The sequence below is a fragment of the Shewanella donghaensis genome (assembly GCF_007567505.1).
GTDB classification, from domain to species: Bacteria; Pseudomonadota; Gammaproteobacteria; order Enterobacterales; family Shewanellaceae; genus Shewanella; species Shewanella donghaensis.
In genome coordinates this window covers 1,510,950-1,532,011 of record NZ_CP041783.1, presented here as the reverse complement: position 1 = coordinate 1,532,011, position 21,062 = coordinate 1,510,950, and the positions used below count along the sequence as shown (strand labels likewise).

The following is a 21,062-nucleotide window of genomic DNA, read 5'->3' as shown; positions in this document are numbered from 1 at the left end:
CCGTTAGCAACTTATTTATTCAGCGATGAGTCAAACTTAAATGATGTTTGATTTACAATAGTGCTGCACAAACTCATAGTGATCAGGCAAGTTGGCCACTTTTTGCTTAACCTTCATTTTGATGTTTCCTAGAAAATGTTCCAGCTCCTCATCTTCCATCATATCCACAATCGGGTGATATTGTTTCGGCGCTAGACCTTGGCCCATCATTACTTGTATCCAAGAGCTTTCGCCAAATAACTCATTACCGTGTTTGTAGACTTTGCCTGAAGCATCAAACATGTCGATTCGATGTTGCAGTGAAGCTGGTACGTCCATGCTTTTACAATGACGCCAGAAACGAGTATCAACTCTGTCTGTGACTTTATAATGCAAGATAATGAAGTCACGAATATTCTCGGTTTCTGTGCGAGTTTGCTGGTTAAACTCATTGATATCTTCTTCAACAATGCCTTGTGAGGGGAACATTTGCAGTAGGCGAACGATCCCTCGCTGAATCAAATGAATGCTGGTGGATTCTAGAGGCTCTAAAAAACCAGAAGACAGACCAATAGCGACACAGTTTTTATCCCAGGTTTTACGGCGACTACCAGTGCGGAACTTAATCACTCGTGGATCCGTTAACGGCTCACCTTCAATGTTTTCCATTAAAGTGGCTTTGGCATCCTCATCACTCATAAACTTGCTGCAGAAAACAATGCCGTTACCGGTGCGGCTTTGTAGCGGTATGCGCCATTGCCAACCAGAATCACGCGCAATTGAGCGAGTATAAGGTATTGGCTTATTGACGGTTTTAGTTTGTACAGCAATAGCACTATCGCAAGGTAACCAGTGACTCCAATCGTCAAAGCCTGCGTTCAGTGTTTGCTCGATTAATAACGCTTTAAAACCAGTGCAATCAATAAATAAATCGCCTTCAATCACTTCACCTGACATCATTTTAAGTGCACTGATATGGCCGTTTTCATCGTGTTGCTGCACATCAGAAATTTTACCCTCAATGCGTTTAATGCCATGTTGCTCTGCTATTTTTCGCAAGAATTTCGCGTATAGAGTGGCATCCATATGATAGGCGTGGTTGTAATCTTGATTGGGTAACACCGCAAAGCGACCTTCGCGGGCGGCTAAATGCTCAGTACAATAATCGCCAATTTCACTGACTAGTCCACGTTGCTGACCTTTAAGCCAAAAGTGTTGAAAACCACAAGCCCAGCAATCTTTGCCTAAAAAGCCAAATGAATGAATATAATCTTTACCGACGTCATGCCAGTTTTCAAAAGAAATACCGAGTTTAAAGGTGGCATTGGTTGCAGCCATGACATCTTGTTCTTTAATCCCTAATAAGCGATGGAAAATATGCAGGGTAGGGATGGTCGCTTCACCGACACCGACAGTGCCAATTTCATCAGATTCAACGAGCACTACTTCAAGGTTTTTACCTAATAACTTAGTTAATGCCGCTGCTGTCATCCAGCCAGCGGTGCCGCCGCCTGCGATGACGACTTTTTTAATGGGTTTATTTGGCATTTTCATCAGTATTCCTTAATATTTATTCGCATTATTCTTATTAAGATCAAGATTGATTAATCACTTCATTGTTATCGTTTTAATTTATTGATTAAATCAGCTCTCAATTTTCGGGCATTCAGTTCATCAAGCGGTTTAGTCTGCATCCCTTGAGCTTCTCTGGGAATGTGGGCTAAATCGTCGTCATCATGGTCAAATACATAATGCTCAAACATGGCTTTCCAGGCCTGACGCTGCGCTTTTGGCAATGAGCGTAAACTCAGTATCGCTAACGCTAGGGCATTATTGGGTCTACCTAAATAGCCAGGGGTATCACGCCACCAGTGAGTAATGAGTACATTAAATACTTCATTTCCTGCAACATGGTGCCACCACATACTTGGTACATATAAAACGTCACCAGGGGCTAACTCGGCAGTTTGAGAAGCATCTAACGCGTGTTGAAATTTTGGGAAGCGTTCATAGTCAGGGTTATCAAAGTCCACCATGCTAATTTCTTGTCCGCCAGGCGCAAACTCCATTGGGCCAACATATAAGTTAGCCACTTGCTCAGGCGGGAAAAGGGTAAAGGTGCGTTTACCCACGACATTACAGGCAAGGTTTTGCGGAAAATCAAAATGGGCTGCTATGCGAGATTGATTACCAAGCCATACACTAGTGAGTGGACGAACAGGTTCAATATTAAGGCTGTTGTCAGTACTGAGACCTGGAAGAAAGTGATTAATCTCAGTTGAGCCCATATAGATACTCGGCGGCAATTCATCATCTTGATGGGCAAAGAGTTTATCAATCACTTGTCTTAAGTTGAGTTGGCTTGCTTGGTAATTAAAACCATTAACCTGCTCATTATAAAAAACTCTGCCTTTATGTTCAGGCGCTACATAGTAGGCTGTAACCGGGGTTTCTTGATAAAAAGACAGTAAGTAATCCGCTGCCGATTTAACCGAGGTTAACCCAGCTTGTACCAAAGGCCAATCAAGGCAAGCACCTTTAAAAATGACAGGCTGAACGGTGTTTTCAACAGCCATCGCTTCAATGACTGCTTGAATATCGCTTAACGGACAATCATGTATCACTTTTACAGCCTGCTTTGCTGCTTGTTCTACTGCCTGATTTAGTGCCATGGTCATTACCTTACATCTTGTCGAGTTCTTAATTTTGCAATAAACCTAATTCAATTAGATTTAGGTATTCTGTGCATTTTTTAAATTAAGTAACTGTCTGATATTAGATTGCGATGCAAGTGTCATATAGATGGCATTTAGATAGCCTTGCTGATGTAACTCACCTAATACTTCGGCGGATAATGCGGCTAAGGTTTCTTCGTTAATAGTATAGAAACCGATCATTTGATGTTTTTCACCGTTATCCAATTGAACATCAAGGGTGAAGGATTCAAGTAACTCTAATTTAAGTAAAGTGTCGATGAACTGTTTGCTATCACTCAACCCATGATGGATTGCTTCAAGCATATCGCCGACTTCATCTAAATAGGGTGTATTACCGCCATATGGGAAGAATAAAGCTTCACCTTCTGTTTGACTAAGGCGAGGGTGGTTAGGATCAAGGTGAATGACACGTTGTAGTTGTTCAACACCATCTTCTTGGACTTTCTGCTGACCAATTAAGAAAGGCTGACGACGAACGGTTAGTGGGATGTATGATGCATCCCATTTACCTTCTTTTAAGAACAAGTTTTCTTTGTGCTGAAAGCCAAATAAAGCTACTGAATAGAACTGACCCGTTTGGCTATCTTTTTGAAAGAATATTGGATAATTTGCCTGAACACTGCGAAATTCTAGCGGAAAAGTAACGGTATACCATAAGTCATCGCCGTATTGTGCTGAACGCTCAGTGATGATTTTCAAATCTTTGTGATCGACGCTATTAAGTAATTCTGGTTTGTTCATGCTGACATCCTAATCAAGTACAGTCGTAGCTGTTTATGTTGTTATTGTTTATACAGTCGTTATTGTGATTGTTCACTTTGTCTATTTTTGACGTTATAAAGTCTAAATACGGGAAAGTCCGTATTGCTTGATCTTGTTTAACAGTTCTCGGTTACTCGGCAGTAATTGTTTTAAACCTTGAGTACGTTTATTGTTTTCTGCAAATAATTGCTGAGCTCTATTTTGCAAAGAAGGTTTCAATTGGTCTGGCATCTGGGTTTCAAAATCCATTCCGTAAAGCACAAATTGAAAACTAGCCGCAGGAAACAGCACGTCGGTATGCTGAATATCATGACGGCTCGGAGGCTGTGTCTGCCACAGCTGTAATTGCTCTAGCAAGCTATCTGGGATAGTTAATGATTCACGATGATCATGCCAATAGTCACTATCACTGCGTTTACTCAACACGTAATGTAATTTTAAAAACTCAATGATTTGCTGCCAATGTTGCTGGAAACGTTTATTAACTCTACTCGATACAATGTCCATAACTTGGCGATTAGCAGGTAACTGTTGAGCCAGGGTATTAGCACTCCACTCAACTAGCGCTAAAGCTGAAGCTTCTAGTGGCTCAATAAAACCTGACGCCATGCCAATGGCCATACAGTTATTTTTCCAACAAACTTGCCTATGACCTGGCGCAATAGAAAGCGATCTAATATTGAGATTATCAATATCCAACCCAACTGTTGGTTTTAGGTAATCGACGAGTTGTTGCTCAGCTTCAGCTTGAGTTGTATGACCGGAGGAATACACATGGCCAACACCACGGCGGGTAGGTAAGCCGATATCCCAAATCCAACCATTGGTTTGTGCTGTTGAATGAGTGTTGGATGCAATATGGGCATCTTCACTCGCGTAAGGCACTTGAACCGCTAAAGCTGAATCATTAAATAACACTGACTTTTTGCAAACGAATGGCACTTTAAGTTGCTCACCTAAAAGTAATGACTTCACACCAGTACAATCAACAAATAAATCAGCAGCAATATCGCCAGAGATTTTAGTTGCTAAAAATGCGATATCACCATTGTCTTTTTTATGAATAGCAGTCACGTGATCGCGAATATGAATGACACCGAGTTTTTCAGTGCAATGCTTTTGTAATAATTGGCTAAATTTCCCAGCGTTTAGGTGGTAACCATAATTGTTTTGAAATTGATATTCGGCGGTGGTGATCTGTTTAGGTGCCAAAAATAGCTGGCTTAGTTGATTTTGCTGACCTACAGCATCAGCAAAGTTGACGTGTTCTCTGTGGGGTAACCAATACGGACATAAGTCAATTTCGTTGGTGCCCATAGGTAAACTAAAAGGGTGTAGGTAATGATCGCCGATTTTATTAATTGTATTATTTTGGTTATCGGTGTGTGAGCGAGTCCAGTTAATAAATCGTGAACCTTGCTTAAAGCTAGCATCGCAGCTGATTAAAAATTCAGTTTCACTGATACCAATCTTTTGAAGGGTGGTTCGCATTGAAGGCCAAGTGCCTTCTCCGACACCAATGGTTGCAACATCAGGAGATTCTATTAGGGTTATATTCAATTTGGGGCTAGGCGATAGTTTGCCATTATCAGCATTATGTTCAGCAGCAAGAATACCTGCTGTAATCCAACCAGCGGTGCCGCCGCCAACAATGACTATATTTTTTATCGCTTGTTCCATAAGAGGGCCTGTTTTTTTATTGATTTCATTAAGGCTTACTTAACTAGCATTGAATATTTTTCAAACACTTACAAGGGGTAGTTAGTAATAATTTGTATTAATTTGTCTAAAAAAAATGCAACGTCCCTGTTGCAAATGGATGTAGCTTAAGAAAAAAGAGGTGACCATAACGATCACCTCAAACGACCTTAGTTTAAGATAGGGTTTCAATACACATTAGAATGTGTAACGAGCACCTAAGCTGTAACGGGCTCCGGTTTGGGTGTAATTAAGTACTTGAGAGTATGAACGACCATGAGTACGAGTATTTTCGTTGGTAATGTTTAGACCTTCGAAGAACACTGTTAAGCCTTCAACTGCAGCAATGTCATAACCTATATTGAAATCTACTTGAGAGTATTCTTCAGTATAAGTCGGATTTGCACCTGTTCCATCACCCGTAGCGCTTAAGAACTCATCACGCCAGTTCCAAGCTAAACGCGCAGAGAAACCGTAATCTTCATACATAGCAACAACGTTAGCTGTATCACTAATGTTAGTTAATACATTTTGCTCGGCATCACCAGGGCGGTTTAGGTTGTAATTGTCATAAGAATCACCCGCATTCACTAACGTATAGTTAGCTTGCATGCCAAAACCAGATTCGCCAAAGAAGTGTTGTACCGCAAACTCCCAACCATCGATAACTGAGCTTTCAGAACTGTTAGATGGCGTATTAAGGATAAAGTTAATACTTGGGTCACCAGCGTTACCAGTGATTTCAATATTGCCATTATCTGGGTTCATCGTAACGTTTGGATCTGTTGCACCGTAAGTGTCATAAATCCACTGGCGTTGCTCAATAGCTGTTACTTGACCTGCATTAATAGCTTCTTGAACATAGACACCGTTTGATGGATCTGGAATCTCATAAATCGTTGAATCGACAGAGTTGTTATCAATAAAGTTTGAAACATCTTTTCTGAAGTAACCAGCAGAAACATAACTTCCTTCGGCGTAGTACCATTCAGCAGAAAAATCGATATTTTCAGATTCTAGCGGTAATAAGCTTGGGTTACCTGCTGTACCACTACCACCACCACGGTTAGCTAGTGTGCCAACTGATGTACCACCTTGAATTGAGGTGTAATCAGGGCGACCAATAGTTTCACTGTATGCAGCACGTAACATCACATCTTCTACCACTTCAATATTGAAGTTAAAGCTTGGTAAGAAGTAATCGTATTCACCGGTTTGGGTCTGGAATACACGGCTATCAGCGCCAGTACTTTGCAGCGCGACTTCAGTTTCAGCAATCCAAGTTGCTTGATCATAAGCTGTTACTGCAGATTTTGATTCAACATCAGTTTGCTCATAACGTACACCAAAGTGCACATCAAATGGCATGTCACCGATGTCGCCTTCGTAGTTATATTGGATATAAGCTGACTGAGTTTCTTCTTGTGTGTAGCGATCGGTATCACTTGCATAATCTGTAGAAGGGCAGAAGCCATTACCACAATCACCAACAGCGGTAGAACCATATAGACCAGCAGCTGCAGATCTAACGGCTTCAAAGTCCCATAAGAAAATCACATCTTGTGGGTCAACTGATGCAGAACCTTCATAATCTGAGAAGTCACCTTGTGAGCCATCAAATTTGTCTTGTACGCTACCAGCAGGGAACCATTCAGCATCTAAATCTCCTGCACTACCCACGCCGCCCCAGTCATTACGTTGAACGTTTACTGATTGCGAGTGGTTGTTTACGTCAGTTGCCGCAATACCAAAGTCAATGCTACCCGCTTCTTCAAATACGTAAGTACCATTTATTTGTAATTGATCAATTTCAGACTTGTTACGGGCATTACCAAATACAGAACCAGTTATGCGCATATCTTCAGGGCGAACTTGATTACCGCCGCCGACAGCAAGTACAGGTACATCACCAGTAAAGTCAGTTGCCGCACTAGTACGAATAAATGCTGCTGTACTTAAGTTACTGTTACTACCATTTTTATTGTTAGGTGAACGCTCAGCATCAGAGCTATGGTAATCCAGTGATAAGAATAAGTTATCAGTTGCATCCCACTCTAAATTAAACCCGATTGAGTTGCTTTCATCACGCGTACCATAATCGCCAGCTGCCATTGATAAATCAGCGCCGCCATCAGGGTAGGTTTCAGAATAAACTAGAGGTGAAGATACTGGGCCGTCTGACCAAGTACTTTCTTGTGTTGGTACAAAGTTAAACCATGCAGATACATCATGTGATTGAGTATCGATGTCGTTTTGCATGTATGTGTAATCTAACGTTGCACGCAAAGAGTCTATTGGTTCGTACTGCAGGACTAACTGACCATTGGTACGAGCACGTTGTTGCTCTTCAAAACGGTACACAGTTGTTTGTGGTACCGCATAAACATCACCTTCACCAGGACGGTTAATTTGATTGCCATCTTTTGGTACACCACCCCATTCTGCGTTATCGCCGCCCCAATCTTGATCAACGATACCAGGGAAGCTACGCCAACCTGTGCCCACTTGGGCTTGCTGGTTACCACTTTCACGTTCTTGGTAACTTGCTGAAATTGATACACCGAATTTACCATCGGCGAAAGTATTTGAGTAAATACCTGAAAGTTCTGGAGTGATAGAACCTTCATCAGTAGAAGTATCATCAACAGCCTTAACACCGAAACTGGCTTTTAGACCAGGAGAGCTTAAAGGACGATGAGTTAGAACATTAATTGTTGCGCCAATACCACCAGTAGAGTTTTTAGCTTGGCTGGTTTTTTCAACTTCAACTGCGCTAATTGCTTCAGAAGCAATGTTGGCAAAATCAAATGAACGTGAACCTGTTGTCACAGGCATTTGACGGCCATTAAGCATCACTAAGTTTTGGTCTGCACCAAAACCACGAACAGAGACACGACTACCTTCGCCGTTTTGTCTGTCAATTGATACACCGGTAATACGTTGTAAAGATTCTGCTAAGTTACTGTCCGGGAACTTACCAATATCTTCTGCGTTAATTGCATCAACAACACCGTTAGAGCTACGCTTTAAATCCATTGATTTAATTAAGCTTCCGCGGATCCCGGTGACTTGTAGTACTTCGATATTTTCATCTGCTACGGCTTCATCTGCTGCAAATGCTGGCATCATGGTACTTGCGCTCAGTATTACCGACAAGCTAGTGGCAATTCTGGTTTTTGTAAATGTTCTAGGTTTCATCTAAGTCTCCCCTCGACTTGGAATTCAGGCTACTACTCTCTGATTTTTTATTCGGGTTACGATTAATTCGTAACGTATTTTATTCATCATTTTGAAACGCTAATTTAATGCTTTGTGTAAAACGTTATGTAAGCGCTTACATAAAACTAGATTAATTTGTTAACAGCGTCAACATTATTTATCATTAAAGTTACAATTCATTAACCAAGTTATTGAGATGGAAAAATAGAGATTCAACTTAACTTGTTGTAAACAAACGGTTTAACTGGTGGGTGTAAGGTTTTTATCATTGCTTTATTTATCTAAATTTTTATGATAGCGCTTACATTTTAAATTGAATGTTTAAGACCACTAAAGACACTTTGTTGCAAAATATGGAAGGTGATTCTTTTTTGAGTACAGTTGTACATAAAAATCGGGGTGAGAAGAAAGAGTCTGCAGAAGTTTAACTATTGGTGAATAGCATTTATCCACCTTTAAAACCATCAGTTGATAGAAGTGCAAGTGAGTTCAAAATTTAACCCTGACTTGCTCAGTTGGCTAGCTCAGCTTGGGTATGCTTAGTCGAGTCCATGCTAATTTGAGTCCATGCTTAGTCAAAACAAGTTCAGCAGACAACAAGTTCACTAGGGTATTTATGCATCGAAGGGGCTAAATGGGCATACGCAGAAATATTCACATATAAGTATTAGCTAAGCTTAATGATGTTTTGGTGAGATTGCTGGCGTAAGTTAACCTTATGAAAGGCATAAGAAAGCCCTTTGAAAGGGCATTAATATACTAGAGACAAAAACTTTTAATGGCAGTTATAATGCTAGTGACAGTGTCGCAATACTATTGTTTAGAAGGGCTTGTTGCAGACTCTCTAACAATTAACTGTGGGATAAAGGTATTCTCAACACAGGCTTTAGGGTCGCTATAGACGTTTTTAAGCACCCAAAATGCTGCCATCTTACCCATTTCATGAATTGGGTTATTCACTGTGGTGAGCTTAGGGGAGATGTATTGTGGGAACGGAATATTATCGTAACCTACAAAAGATAAATCTTCAGGGATTTTCATGCCTTGATCGAGGCAAACAGCAATAGCCCCTGAGGCCATTTGATCATTAGCACACACTACAGCGGTAAAATTCTTGTTGTTGTCTATTTGCTTTACATCTAACAAGCGAGTCATTGCTTCGCTGCCACTGTTTTCTTTAAAGTCACCTTCAAAACACAGTTGCTCATCAAACTCTAGGCCATATTCTTTTAACGCGCGTTGGTGACCTAATAATCGGTCTTGAGCATCTAATTTGAACTTAGGACCAGAAATATAAGCTATTGCAGTATGGCCATGACTAAGAATATGTTTGGTCGCCAGATAACCACCAAGTTCATTTTCTAAATAGATGCAAAAATCTTTTACTTCTTCGATATAGCGGTTAATTAGTACTATCGGCGTAGTGCCTTGAAGCAGCTTAATTAAATAGGCATCATCAACAGCTTCGACATCAAGAATTAAGGCATCACAGCCTCGGCTCATTAAAAACTCAACGCCTTCTTTTTCTTGGGATTCAACACTATGACCGGCTGCAATAATAACGTGTTTATTTGCAGTTCTAAGTGCGGTTTCAATTTCAGTCATCATAGGGCCGTAATACGGACCGTCTAATTGAGAAACTAATACACCAACACTATTAGAGCGATTGGAAGCTAATGACTGCGCAATGGTATTAGGGCGATAGCCTAATTGCTCCATTGCATTTAATACCTTTTCCTTGGTCTTATCACTGACTTTTGTATTGTTATTCATCACCCTCGACACCGTCGCAAGTGAAACGCCAGCTAAGACTGAAACGTCATATATTGTTGCCATATATCCCTATTTAAGCATTTGTTTGCTTATGATAATCAAAAACGTCGCTAGATTATCATGAACTAATTATTAGAAACATTCTTTAATCGCAGTTTTTGTGACTATGACTTTGCGAAATTACTCAATGAATCTCATAGAAAACAATCTAAAACAGCATTTTATCGGGGGATTACTCCCCCAAAACTGAGCTGTTAACTATTTACAAAATGCTTAAATCAAAAAAAGTAAATGATAAACAGCAACAACATTTGTAATGACAGTAAATTAACTCGCTTTGTTTGAAATGGCTAAATTAATCGTTTCGACTTTTTCATCATCTAGGGTATACCAGCGCATAACCACAGCAACAATGATTGAACCAATAGCAGGGTAGAGTGTAAATGAGGTTAAAATTCCCTGTTTAGTGGTTTCAGTTAACTCAATGTCAGCTTCGTAACCATACAATGCTAATAACCAACCCGCAGCTGCGCCGCCAATGGCGACACCTAATTTGATGAAGAAAATGATTGATGAGTAAATCATTCCGGTAATTCTTACACCGGTTTTAAACTGACCATAATCAACGGCGTCGGCCATTTTTGCCCATAATAATGGTGTACCCATATTAAAGGTAAAGCCCCAAATAATGTATAAAGCAAAAGCGAGTTCGACTTGTTCACTTGATACAAAATAAGCTGCAATACATAGCGCGGCAGAAATGATCTGAATGACAATATAGGCTTTAACTTTACAAACTCTTTTTGCTAACGGCTGAGCTAACATACAGCCAAAAATATTACCGATTACACCAAGGGTAATAAATAAGGTCGTCATATCGGGTAAGTTCAAATAATACTTAACATAGTAAATCGCTAAACTGCTTTTTAATACCATGCCTGATAATAAACAAATTGCCGCTACTGAAAGTACACGCCATTGGTCATTTTTGAGTAAGTTTTTGAAATCTTCTTTAAAACTTGAGTTTTGATCTTGAGGTGGGTGTAAACGTTCTTTAGTACCAAGAAAGCACAATAGAAACATGATGACACCAGCAACACTCATGGCAGCAATGGTGAGTTGGTAACCCTTTGCTTCGTCACCCTGGCCGAAGTATTCAACCAAAGGTAATGTTAATGCCGCTACCATCAAGCCGCCTAACATGGCAAACACAAAACGGTAAGATTGAACTGATACACGCTCTTTCGGGTCTGCAGTTAATACGCCACCCAAAGCACAATAAGGAATGTTAATGGCGGTATAGACCATCATTAACGCAGTGTAAGTGACGAAGGCATAAATCATTTTACCTTCTTCAGCTAAATCAGGTGTTGTAAAAGCCAGCACACTGATTAAACCGAAGGGCAAAGCAAACCATAATAAATAAGGTCTAAATTTTCCCCAACGAGTATTAGTTCTGTCAGTTAACGCCCCCATAAGCGGGTCGGTTACAGCATCGATAACACGAACAGCAAGAAACATGGTGCCGACAAAGGCAGGTGAAATACCAAAAATATCAGTGTAGAAAAATGTTAGAAATAGCATTACCGTTTGAAAAACGATATTACTGGCAGTATCACCTAGTCCATAGGCTATTTTTTCTTTAACGCTTATCATGCGAACCTCTTCCGGGTCATTATTATGGTTATGATGTTTTTATTATTTGAGCAAGTTAATCAGCGTCGATTACTTACGTTGGCTGATAAAGTCACGATAAGCTAAGCCACTTCTTTTGATGGTGCGTTGCTGAGTTTTATAATCAACATACACTATTCCGAAGCGTTTTAAATAACCTTCAGCCCATTCAAAATTGTCCATTAAACTCCATGCAAAATAACCGACAACGTTAACACCTTGCTTAATGGCATCATTTACAGCATTTAAATGAGCTTGATAATATTCAAGGCGATCTAAATCGTTAACTTCGTTGTTAATGATTTTATCGTCCATTGCCGCACCATTTTCAGTAATATAAACAGGCGGTAATGTATAGGTGGCATGCAAAGAGGTCAGTAAGTCGGTAAATGCACTTGGGTAAATTTCCCAGCCGATATCTGTTTTAGGTGCATCTTCCATATCAACTTGTACGAAATCATTGTCTGCACAGGCGGTGTACACAGCGCGGGTATAGAAGTTAATCCCTAAAAAATCTAAAGGCTGTTTAATAATATCCATGTCACCAGCATGTATATCTGGCTTATCGGCATCATCGAAATCGTCAATAATGGCAGGATACTCGCCATCCATAATCGGTTTCATATACCACTGGTTAAAGTAATCATCCGCTATTTGAGCCGCTTTGATATCAGCGTCACTTTGAGTCAGCGGATAACATGGGGTGAAATTAAGCACGATACCGTTTATCGCTTTAGGGCAATTTTTTTGAATGACCTTCATTGCCAGACCATGGGCAAGTAACAAGTGATGGGCTGATTGACGGCCAAATGCTTTTGTTGCGTAGCCTGGAGCGTGAACTCCTATTTCATAACCAAGGTATGAGCTACAAAATGGTTCATTGAGGGTCGCATAAGAATGGACTTTATCACCAAGAGCTTGGGTGATTTTGTCTGCGTAGTCTTCAAATAGATAAGCTGTTTGACGATTTAACCAGCCACCTTGATCTTCAATGTGTTGTGGTAAATCCCAGTGGTATAAAGTGGCATACACCTTTATTCCGCGGCTATTCAAATCATCAATTAAGTTGATGTAAAAGTTGACCCCTTGTTGATTTAGGCTGCCATCTTGTTTTATTACTCGCGGCCAAGAGATAGATAATCGATAGGCATCTACACCTAACGAGTCAATCAATTGCACATCATTTTTCCATAAAGAAACATGTTCACAAGCCTGTTTTCCGTCAGAACCATCGCGGATTTTATCTGGCGTCGCGCAAAAGGTATCCCAAATACAAGGTAGGCGGGTATCTGCTGCGCCTTCAATTTGAAATGAAGCAGTCGCTACGCCAAAAGTAAATTCTTTTGAGTGCATTTTAGAATCTGATGGTAAAGATATTTTCATATTTTTCATTCGCTTAATATGCTTATCGCTTGTTTATGTCAACGTGACTTTAAGGTGCAAGTCTCACTGTGCTTATCACGCTAAATTCCAATTTTTGCTGAGAAAAAGCGTTGACTTTCGTTATCGGTATGTTAAAAATGAAAGCGCTTACATCGAGACTAGTGATTAATTAACAAAAGGTCAATAATTGATTTACAAAAATCTTAGTAGGCCTATCAAGCGCATAGTTGAAGCGACTGATAGTCATTTACCCTAATACAGATAAAAATAAATGAGGAAATGTTATGGCTAGTGCACCTTCAAATACAGTTGCAGAACCAGGTAGTAGCGATACTGGGAGTATTCATCAAACAGGAAATTTTAAGTTCGCGCTGGTGTCATTAACGTCTTTATTTTTCATGTGGGGTTTCTTGACTTGTCTCAATGACATTCTTATTCCGTACTTAAAAAACATGTTTGAACTTAACTACACCCAAGCGATGCTAGTGCAGTTTTGTTTCTTTGGTGCCTACTTTATTGTTTCAATTCCAGCTGGGCATTTGGTTGGTAAAATAGGTTATCAAAAAGGCATTGTAACGGGCTTAGCCATCGCGTGCGTTGGCTGCTTAATGTTTTATCCATCAGCAAGTTATGCCTCTTATTGGATGTTCTTAAGTGCTTTTTTTGTATTAGCATCTGGTATTACAATTTTACAGGTGGCCGCAAACCCTTATGTGAGTGCTCTAGGCCCTGCTGAAACTGCATCGTCACGCTTAACCATGACCCAAGCTTTTAATGCCTTAGGGACAACGGTTGCGCCATTTTTTGGTAGCTGGTTAATCTTAAGTAATTTGCCCCATAGCGAAGACTCATCTATTGCAGCCGTTCATCAAGCAAGTACGGTGCAAGTGCCTTATTTAATGCTCGCAGGTGCGCTATGTGTTTTAGCGATTGTGTTTATGATTTTGAAACTGCCATTGTTGGGCGTTAAGGCGGAAAGTTCATCAGAAAAAACCACTGGCAGTGCGTGGAAATATCCTCATTTAGTATTAGGTGCTGTGGGTATTTTTGTTTATGTGGGTGCAGAAGTGGGTATTGGTAGCTTTTTAATTAACTTCCTTACGCAACCTGAAATCGGCGGCTTTACTGAGGCGCAAGCGGCTAAATATATCGCATACTATTTTGGCGGCGCGATGATAGGGCGTTTTGTTGGTGCTTTGGTCATGCAGAAAATCCCTGCGGGTAAAGTACTGGCATTCAATGCAACTTGTGCGGTTATTCTTGTTGGTGTTGCTATGTTTTCTGCTGGCACCACGGCAATGTGGGCATTGTTACTTGTCGGCTTATGTAACTCGATTATGTTCCCAACCATCTTTAGTTTAGCGCTGCAGGATTTAAAACAACATACCAGCCAAGGTTCAGGCGTACTGTGTTTAGCCATTGTTGGCGGCGCAATCGTGCCTTTATTACAAGGTATTTTAGCGGATAGCTTAGGTATTCAATTAGCATTTGCGCTGCCGTTAATATGTTACGCATTTATTGCTTATTACGGTTTGGTGGGCAGTAAAGCTGCGCGACCACAAACCGTTTAATTATTTGTCCTGTTAATCATACAAAGAATAGTTTTTAAAAAAGGCAACGTTATGAAAAAGGTACACCCATTTAATACGTTTAAGCTGTTAAAACTGCCAGTCTCAGTACTTGCAGTCAGCATAGGTTTAAGCGCTTGCGGTCAAGATGATAATCAAGCATCGGCTGATACAGATATTAAAGCGTCCAAAGCTAAAAAAGAGCTGATGGTTGAAGAAGATACTATTGTTGCTACAACAGATATTAATATCTGGCCTAAACTAGCGATTCCTTTTACTAAAGATGTCGCACTTGAAGCGCGTATTGATAAGGTCATGGTAAGCATGACCTTAGAGCAAAAAATTGCCCAAATGATTCAACCTGAAATTCGTGATATCACCGTTGAAGATATGCGTAAATACGGTTTTGGTTCCTATTTGAATGGCGGCGGTGCTTATCCAAATGATGATAAACATGCTACGCCAGCAGACTGGATTGATCTTGCTGAAAAGATGTATCAAGCCTCTATGGATGACAGTTTAGATGGTATTGCGATACCGACTATGTGGGGAACTGATGCCGTTCATGGACATAACAATGTCATTGGCGCGACCTTATTCCCTCACAACATTGGTTTAGGTGCAGCAAACAATCCTGATTTGATTAAGCAGATTGCAGCCATTACCGCTAAAGAAGTGATGGTGACTGGTATTGATTGGGTATTTGCTCCTACTGTTGCGGTGGTTCGAGATGATCGTTGGGGGCGCACTTATGAAGGTTATTCAGAAGACCCTCAAATAGTAAAATCATATTCTCATTCCGTTGTTCAAGGCTTGCAAGGCGCTGTTGGCGATGACTTTTTATCAGATCAGCATGTGATTTCGACTGTTAAACATTTTCTCGGTGATGGTGGTACTGAAAAAGGTATCGACCAAGGCGATAATTTAGCAACAGAGCAAGAGTTATTTGATATTCATGCCCAAGGGTATGTTGGCGGTTTAACTGCTGGGGCACAATCTGTGATGGCGTCATTTAATAGCTGGCATGGCAGTAAGATTCATGGTGATAAGTACCTATTAAACGATGTACTTAAAGACAAGATGGGTTTCGATGGTTTTGTTGTTGGTGATTGGAATGGCCACGGACAAGTTGATGGCTGTACCAATGAGTCATGTGCTCAAGCTGCCAATGCTGGTTTAGATATTTTTATGGTGCCAACAAGTGCTTGGAAACCATTATATGAAAATACGATTGAGCAAGTGAAGCAAGGTGAAATTAGCCAGGCGCGTATCGATGATGCCGTTCGTCGTATTTTACGGGTAAAAATACGTGCAGGTTTATTTGAAAAGCCAAGCCCTGCTAATCGCGCTATTTCGGGTCGAACTGAGTTAATTGGTGCGAAAGAACATCGTGATGTCGCCAGACAAGCTGTACGTGAGTCATTAGTGTTATTGAAAAATAACAATAACATTTTACCGCTATCCCCAAATACCAAAGTCCTTGTTGCCGGTGATGCTGCTGATAATATCGGTAAGCAATCCGGTGGCTGGAGTATTACATGGCAGGGGACTGACAATTTAAATGAAGATTTTCCAGGTGCGACTTCAATCTATGCGGGTATTGAGCAAACAATTAGTGCAGCAGGTGGTCAAAGCTGGTTAAGTGTTGATGGCTCGTTTGACGCTGCCAATAAACCCGATGTGGCGATAGTGGTCTTTGGTGAAGAGCCTTATGCAGAAGGTAATGGTGACATTGATAACCTAGAGTATCAACGCGGCGAAAAACGTGATTTAGCCTTATTGCAGTCGCTTAAATCTCAAGGGATCCCTGTTGTATCAGTATTTATAAGTGGACGCCCAATGTGGGTTAATGCTGAATTAAATGCCTCTGATGCCTTTGTCGCAGCTTGGTTACCGGGTACTGAAGGTGACGGTGTTGCTCAGGTGTTATTTAGTCAAAGTAATGGTGACGTCAACACCGATTTTGTGGGTAAATTATCTTTCTCATGGCCGACTCGCCCGCAGCAAACAAAAGTGAATGTGTTTGATAAAGATTATGATCCTCTGTTTGCTTATGGCTATGGTTTGCAGTACAAAACTGACGATTCGACTTCTGTAAATAAAACGAGTGAAGCATCGAGTACAGTCCCGAGTGAGGTCGCTGCTAATAGCTTATCGGAAGATAATTTTGCCACCGATGACAAGCTAGAAGTGTTAGCGTTATTCGAAAGAGCCGTTAAAGCGCCGTGGCAATTAGTTATCGGTACTGAAAACTCAATGGATACCATCAATAGCAGTATCCAGAATAACGATGTAGTGACCTTAAGAACCTTTGATAAAGCGGTGCAAGAAGATGCACGTTTAGTAAGCTTTAATGGTTCAGGTTTAGGCTTTGTGGGTTTAATTAGTAATTTCCCTCGTGACTTAAGGGCTTACTCAAACAGCAATGCAGCACTGACTGTAATGATTAAAACAGCCAGTGAATTGCAACAGCCTGTATTACTGGGTATGGCTTGCGATAGAGATTGCCGTGCAGATGTTGATATTACTCAGCAACTTAACGCGGTTCCGGTGAATACTTGGCAGACCATCAGTGTTGACTTGAAGTGTTTCAGTGATAAGAAACTCGATTTTGGCAAAATTAATACCCCATTTTACCTTTCGACTACAGGCAAAGCTGAAGTGAGCTTTAGTGATTTAGTGATTGTGCCAAATGGGGCCGAGCAAGCGACTATTTCTTGTGCCAGCAATTAAGTGAATTGAGACGGCATTTCGTCACATAAGAATATCGCCATATAAGTAATTAAATGCTTTGCCAGCTGAGGTTCACTCAGCTGGCATATTTATCCATCAATGTTGTTGAGCTTACAATTAATCTTGTAAGGCATTTTGCTGGAATTTTTTAGATGTTTTGAGATTGGGGAATCAATAATGTTCAAAAGAATAACACCTTTAAATCGTGCCTTAACGACGATGTCAGCATCAGTCAAAGTGATTAGTTCAGCGAGCTTAATGACGCTAATTCTGGTTGGATGCAACTCTGATAGTGATGCAGAAGTGCAAGATGTTGCAACACCAGTCACCGAGCCTGCAAAAGATACATCAGGGTCTCAATGGTCACTCGTTTGGAGTGATGAATTTGACGGTTCAGAAATTGATGTAAGCAAATGGAATCTTGCACATAATTGTTATGGTGGAGGTAACGAAGAGCTGCAATGTTACACCCAAAGAGATGATAACAGTCAAGTGGTTGATGGTAAGTTAGTGATTACCGCAAAGCGTGAAGATTATAATGGCCCTGCAGTCGCATTAGGCGATCCAAACTATGATGAAACAGATACTTCTAAACAGCAGCCTTATACCTCAGCTCGATTAGATTCAACCAATAAAGGTGATTGGAAATATGGCCGCTTTGAAATCAAAGCAAAAATGCCCCATGGGCAGGGAACATGGCCAGCCATTTGGATGTTGCCTACCGATTGGGCTTATGGACCTTGGGCGGGTTCCGGTGAGATTGACATCATGGAAGCGGTTAATTTAAAAGTGATCACCGATGGGGCAGAGTCACAAGAGCCTGAAGCCCGCGTTCATGGCACATTACATTATGGTAAAGCCTGGCCTGGTAACGTTTATTCGGGAGCTGAATACACATTGCCAGATGGTATTAATCCAGCTGATGATTTTCATGTCTATGCAGTGGAATGGGAAAAAGATGAAATCCGCTGGTACGTTGATGATGTGCATTTTGCGACTCAAGGTTCAGCAGGTTGGTACAGCCAGTACACCGACGCAGATGGAAATTTACAACAAGCGCCTGAAGATGCTCCCTTTAATCAGTCTTTTCATATGATCCTTAATTTTGCTGTTGGTGGAACTTGGGCCGGTAATGTCAATAATACCGGAGTCGATGAATCAGTGTTTCCACAAGTCATGGAAGTCGATTATGTACGGGTTTATGAATGCAGTGTCTCCCCTGAAACGGGTAGTGGATGTGCAACCGTTGGTGAAAATGCACAGGTAGTTGAAGGTAATAGTGCCCCTGAGATTACGACGCCAACAACTGACATTGGAGCTGGGCCTGAATTTATCATGTTTGATGATGAATTAGCTGAGGGTTTGGCGCTTGATAGTTATAACCCTGATGGCAGTGTAGCCTTGCAAATGGTTGTAGTGGAAGGTCGCGGTAACGTTATTCAAATGGATAAAGTCGGCGCGACGGGCAATGCGTATTTTTCTTATCCGCCGACAGCAGATTTGTCTCATTGGGCAAATAACGGTTACTTAATTTTTGATGTCAATTTATTGAGCATCGATGATGGTGTCGATCTCTTAGTCAAAATAGATAGTGGTTGGCCAAATGTCAGTGATATTAATGTCACTCTGCCTGAACTTAATACTTGGACAGAAGTAAAAATATCTATCGCTGAATTAGTCGCCAGTGGCAATCGGTTTTCGCCAGGTAGCGTGGCAGACTTATCTACGGTAGTGAACCCATTTGTGATTGAAGCGCTAGGTAACATCAGCGTGCAAATCGACAATGTTCGTTTTGAATTTCAGGTTGTCGAAGCTGAAGAATTAGTCATTTATGATGATGAAGTTAATTCGCCCTATAGCTTAGGTCATTACGCCGCATCTGGATCTGTCGATATCACTCAGGTTGATGCTGGTGGTGATTACGGCACAGTAACTCAATTTAGTTTCAATACTGATGAGTCGGTCGTGTATTACCAAAGTACGGGCCTCGGACAGGATGTCAGCCAATTCAGTTTTATTGAGTTTGATGTCAATGTTGTCACTGACCCTAGATCTGAACGTGACTTTAATATCAAAGTAGATTGTGGTCATCCATGTAGTTCTGGAGACTTTGGCATTACTACACCAGATATTGCCACTTGGACACATTATAAAATTTCACTTAATGAGTTAGTCACCCATGCTGGTTCAAGCTTAGATCTCACCAAGGTTGATACGCCACTGGTTATTTTTCCTGCTTGGGGAAATCAAAATGGGGTTGTCATGCAGGTCGATAATGTAGTGCTAACTAAGTAAGGGCTCTTGTCTAGAGGTATAGCTTACAGCGCTATTTATAACAGTAATTTATGTATATGAGTGTTTAGATAAGCTAACTGTTAAATAGTGCTAAGGCGGTGAATACGAATGCAGCCGAGTCATTGTGTCTTTTATGCATGATGCACTTGGCTTACTATCAGTTAATTGCCACCTGTTAAAGAATAGGTGCATTAATGTTACAGGGCAGTGGCGAGGAAAAGCTGTTTTTTGAATCAGGTTGAGAAAATTACACCGTTATTGAAATTGTTCTTTCTAAGACAAACTAAATAGTTATAAATCATCTGGCTAGCAAATGGCATAATAACGGCTAATGATTCGAGTTAGCGATATCGTTAACATATTAACAAGGATGAACCTTGAATTTATTTAGTTTTTCTAAACAAGATGATGCGACTAAACAGCAATTTAGCCAGCAACTTTTTACTCAGCAACATCTAAACCAGGTGATTACCATTGCCAAGCAGGCTGGTGACGCGATTATGCAAGTGTATTCTGAAACTGACCTGCAAATCACTCAAAAGCAAGATGATAGCCCGGTTACTGCAGCAGATATAGCAAGCCATAATGTCATCGTTAAGGGCTTAGCAAAAGACTTTGCAGGTATTCATGTCATGAGCGAAGAAGCTGCTGATATAGCCTGGTCAGAACGTAAAGAATGGCAAACCTATTGGTTGATTGACCCATTAGATGGCACCAAAGAATTTATTAAACGTAATGGTGAATTTACTGTCAATATCGCCTTGATTCATCAAGGGCGCGCTGTAGTTGGTGTGGTTTATGCGCCAGTATTGGATAAATGCTATTCAGCCATTGTAGGCGAAGGCGCATGGCTTGAACATCAAGGTCAGCAGCAGTTGTTAGATATTACAACACAAGCTGTTCGAGAGGTGCCTGTCGTTGTAGGAAGTCGCTCCCATGTCAGCCCAGGGCTTGAAGAATACCTTCAACATGTGGGTGAGCACCAAATGCAAAGCGTTGGCAGTTCATTGAAATTTTGTATGGTCGCTGAAGGTAAAGCAGATGTGTATCCAAGACTGGGGTTAACCAGTGAATGGGATACCGCAGCAGCGCAAGCCGTTGTAGAAGGCGCTGGTGGTAAGGTTGTTTGTTTTCCTGAACTAACCCCACTTGATTACAACCAGAAAGAAAATATTTTAAACCCGTATTTTATTGCGGCATCACCATCATGGTTTGCAAGGTAGTTATTTAAGATAGTTATTTAAGCGCGTTATTAAAATAC

At 40.8% G+C, this 21,062-nt stretch carries 12 protein-coding genes; 4 read left to right on the top strand and 8 right to left on the bottom strand.

Annotated features, from left to right (window positions below):
• Window positions 1-36: 36 nt before the first annotated feature.
• From FPK91_RS06475 to FPK91_RS06440, 8 genes are all read right to left on the bottom strand, one after another.
• A complete protein-coding gene (locus FPK91_RS06475; protein ID WP_144214211.1) occupies window positions 37-1,527 on the bottom strand; it encodes a tryptophan halogenase family protein in 1,491 nt (496 codons plus the stop codon).
• Between the two features lie 71 nt (window positions 1,528-1,598).
• Window positions 1,599-2,555, bottom strand: coding sequence for a cupin-like domain-containing protein (locus tag FPK91_RS06470; RefSeq protein ID WP_405127357.1), 957 nt, complete (start codon window positions 2,553-2,555; stop codon window positions 1,599-1,601).
• Window positions 2,556-2,711: 156 nt separating this feature from the next.
• On the bottom strand, window positions 2,712-3,437 hold the full coding sequence (locus FPK91_RS06465; protein WP_144209612.1) for a SapC family protein: 726 nt from the start codon (window positions 3,435-3,437) through the stop codon (window positions 2,712-2,714).
• 102 nt (window positions 3,438-3,539) lie between these two features.
• Entirely contained in the window at window positions 3,540-5,138 is a 1,599-nt protein-coding gene (locus FPK91_RS06460) for a tryptophan halogenase family protein (protein ID WP_144209609.1), read from the bottom strand.
• Between the two features lie 216 nt (window positions 5,139-5,354).
• Window positions 5,355-8,354, bottom strand: a complete 3,000-nt coding sequence (locus tag FPK91_RS06455; protein ID WP_144209606.1) for a TonB-dependent receptor — start codon at window positions 8,352-8,354, stop codon at window positions 5,355-5,357.
• Window positions 8,355-9,188: 834 nt separating this feature from the next.
• Window positions 9,189-10,211, bottom strand: coding sequence for a LacI family DNA-binding transcriptional regulator (locus FPK91_RS06450; protein ID WP_144209602.1), 1,023 nt, complete (start codon window positions 10,209-10,211; stop codon window positions 9,189-9,191).
• A gap of 264 nt (window positions 10,212-10,475) precedes the next feature.
• Window positions 10,476-11,804, bottom strand: coding sequence for a glycoside-pentoside-hexuronide (GPH):cation symporter (locus FPK91_RS06445; protein ID WP_144209599.1), 1,329 nt, complete (start codon window positions 11,802-11,804; stop codon window positions 10,476-10,478).
• Window positions 11,805-11,873: 69 nt separating this feature from the next.
• Window positions 11,874-13,205: a GH1 family beta-glucosidase gene (locus tag FPK91_RS06440; protein WP_144209596.1), complete on the bottom strand. Its 1,332-nt coding sequence runs from the start codon at window positions 13,203-13,205 to the stop codon at window positions 11,874-11,876.
• Window positions 13,206-13,489: 284 nt separating this feature from the next.
• Between FPK91_RS06440 and FPK91_RS06435 the strand changes: the two genes are divergently transcribed.
• The 4 genes from FPK91_RS06435 (at window position 13,490) to cysQ (ending at window position 21,024) form a co-directional block, all read left to right on the top strand.
• Complete coding sequence (locus FPK91_RS06435) at window positions 13,490-14,776, top strand: sugar MFS transporter (protein ID WP_144209593.1); 1,287 nt, start codon at window positions 13,490-13,492, stop codon at window positions 14,774-14,776.
• A 51-nt stretch (window positions 14,777-14,827) separates the two neighbouring features.
• Window positions 14,828-17,506: a glycoside hydrolase family 3 protein gene (locus FPK91_RS06430; RefSeq protein ID WP_144209590.1), complete on the top strand. Its 2,679-nt coding sequence runs from the start codon at window positions 14,828-14,830 to the stop codon at window positions 17,504-17,506.
• 177 nt (window positions 17,507-17,683) lie between these two features.
• The gene (locus tag FPK91_RS06425; protein WP_227006702.1) at window positions 17,684-19,801 is read left to right on the top strand and encodes a glycoside hydrolase family 16 protein; all 2,118 of its coding nucleotides are present in this window, start codon (window positions 17,684-17,686) and stop codon (window positions 19,799-19,801) included.
• A gap of 464 nt (window positions 19,802-20,265) precedes the next feature.
• Window positions 20,266-21,024, top strand: a complete 759-nt coding sequence (gene cysQ / locus FPK91_RS06420) for a 3'(2'),5'-bisphosphate nucleotidase CysQ (protein ID WP_227006751.1) — start codon at window positions 20,266-20,268, stop codon at window positions 21,022-21,024.
• Window positions 21,025-21,062 lie beyond the last annotated feature (38 nt).

Coding starts and splice junctions, on each gene's coding strand:
- FPK91_RS06465 (WP_144209612.1), bottom strand. CDS start 3,437: ATGAACAAACCAGAATTACTTAATAGCGTCGATCACAAAGATTTGAAA.
- FPK91_RS06425 (WP_227006702.1), top strand. CDS start 17,684: ATGTTCAAAAGAATAACACCTTTAAATCGTGCCTTAACGACGATGTCA.
- FPK91_RS06430 (WP_144209590.1), top strand. CDS start 14,828: ATGAAAAAGGTACACCCATTTAATACGTTTAAGCTGTTAAAACTGCCA.
- FPK91_RS06440 (WP_144209596.1), bottom strand. CDS start 13,205: ATGAAAATATCTTTACCATCAGATTCTAAAATGCACTCAAAAGAATTT.
- FPK91_RS06455 (WP_144209606.1), bottom strand. CDS start 8,354: ATGAAACCTAGAACATTTACAAAAACCAGAATTGCCACTAGCTTGTCG.
- FPK91_RS06475 (WP_144214211.1), bottom strand. CDS start 1,527: ATGCCAAATAAACCCATTAAAAAAGTCGTCATCGCAGGCGGCGGCACC.
- FPK91_RS06450 (WP_144209602.1), bottom strand. CDS start 10,211: ATGGCAACAATATATGACGTTTCAGTCTTAGCTGGCGTTTCACTTGCG.
- FPK91_RS06435 (WP_144209593.1), top strand. CDS start 13,490: ATGGCTAGTGCACCTTCAAATACAGTTGCAGAACCAGGTAGTAGCGAT.
- FPK91_RS06445 (WP_144209599.1), bottom strand. CDS start 11,804: ATGATAAGCGTTAAAGAAAAAATAGCCTATGGACTAGGTGATACTGCC.
- FPK91_RS06470 (WP_405127357.1), bottom strand. CDS start 2,555: ATGGCTGTTGAAAACACCGTTCAGCCTGTCATTTTTAAAGGTGCTTGC.
- FPK91_RS06460 (WP_144209609.1), bottom strand. CDS start 5,138: ATGGAACAAGCGATAAAAAATATAGTCATTGTTGGCGGCGGCACCGCT.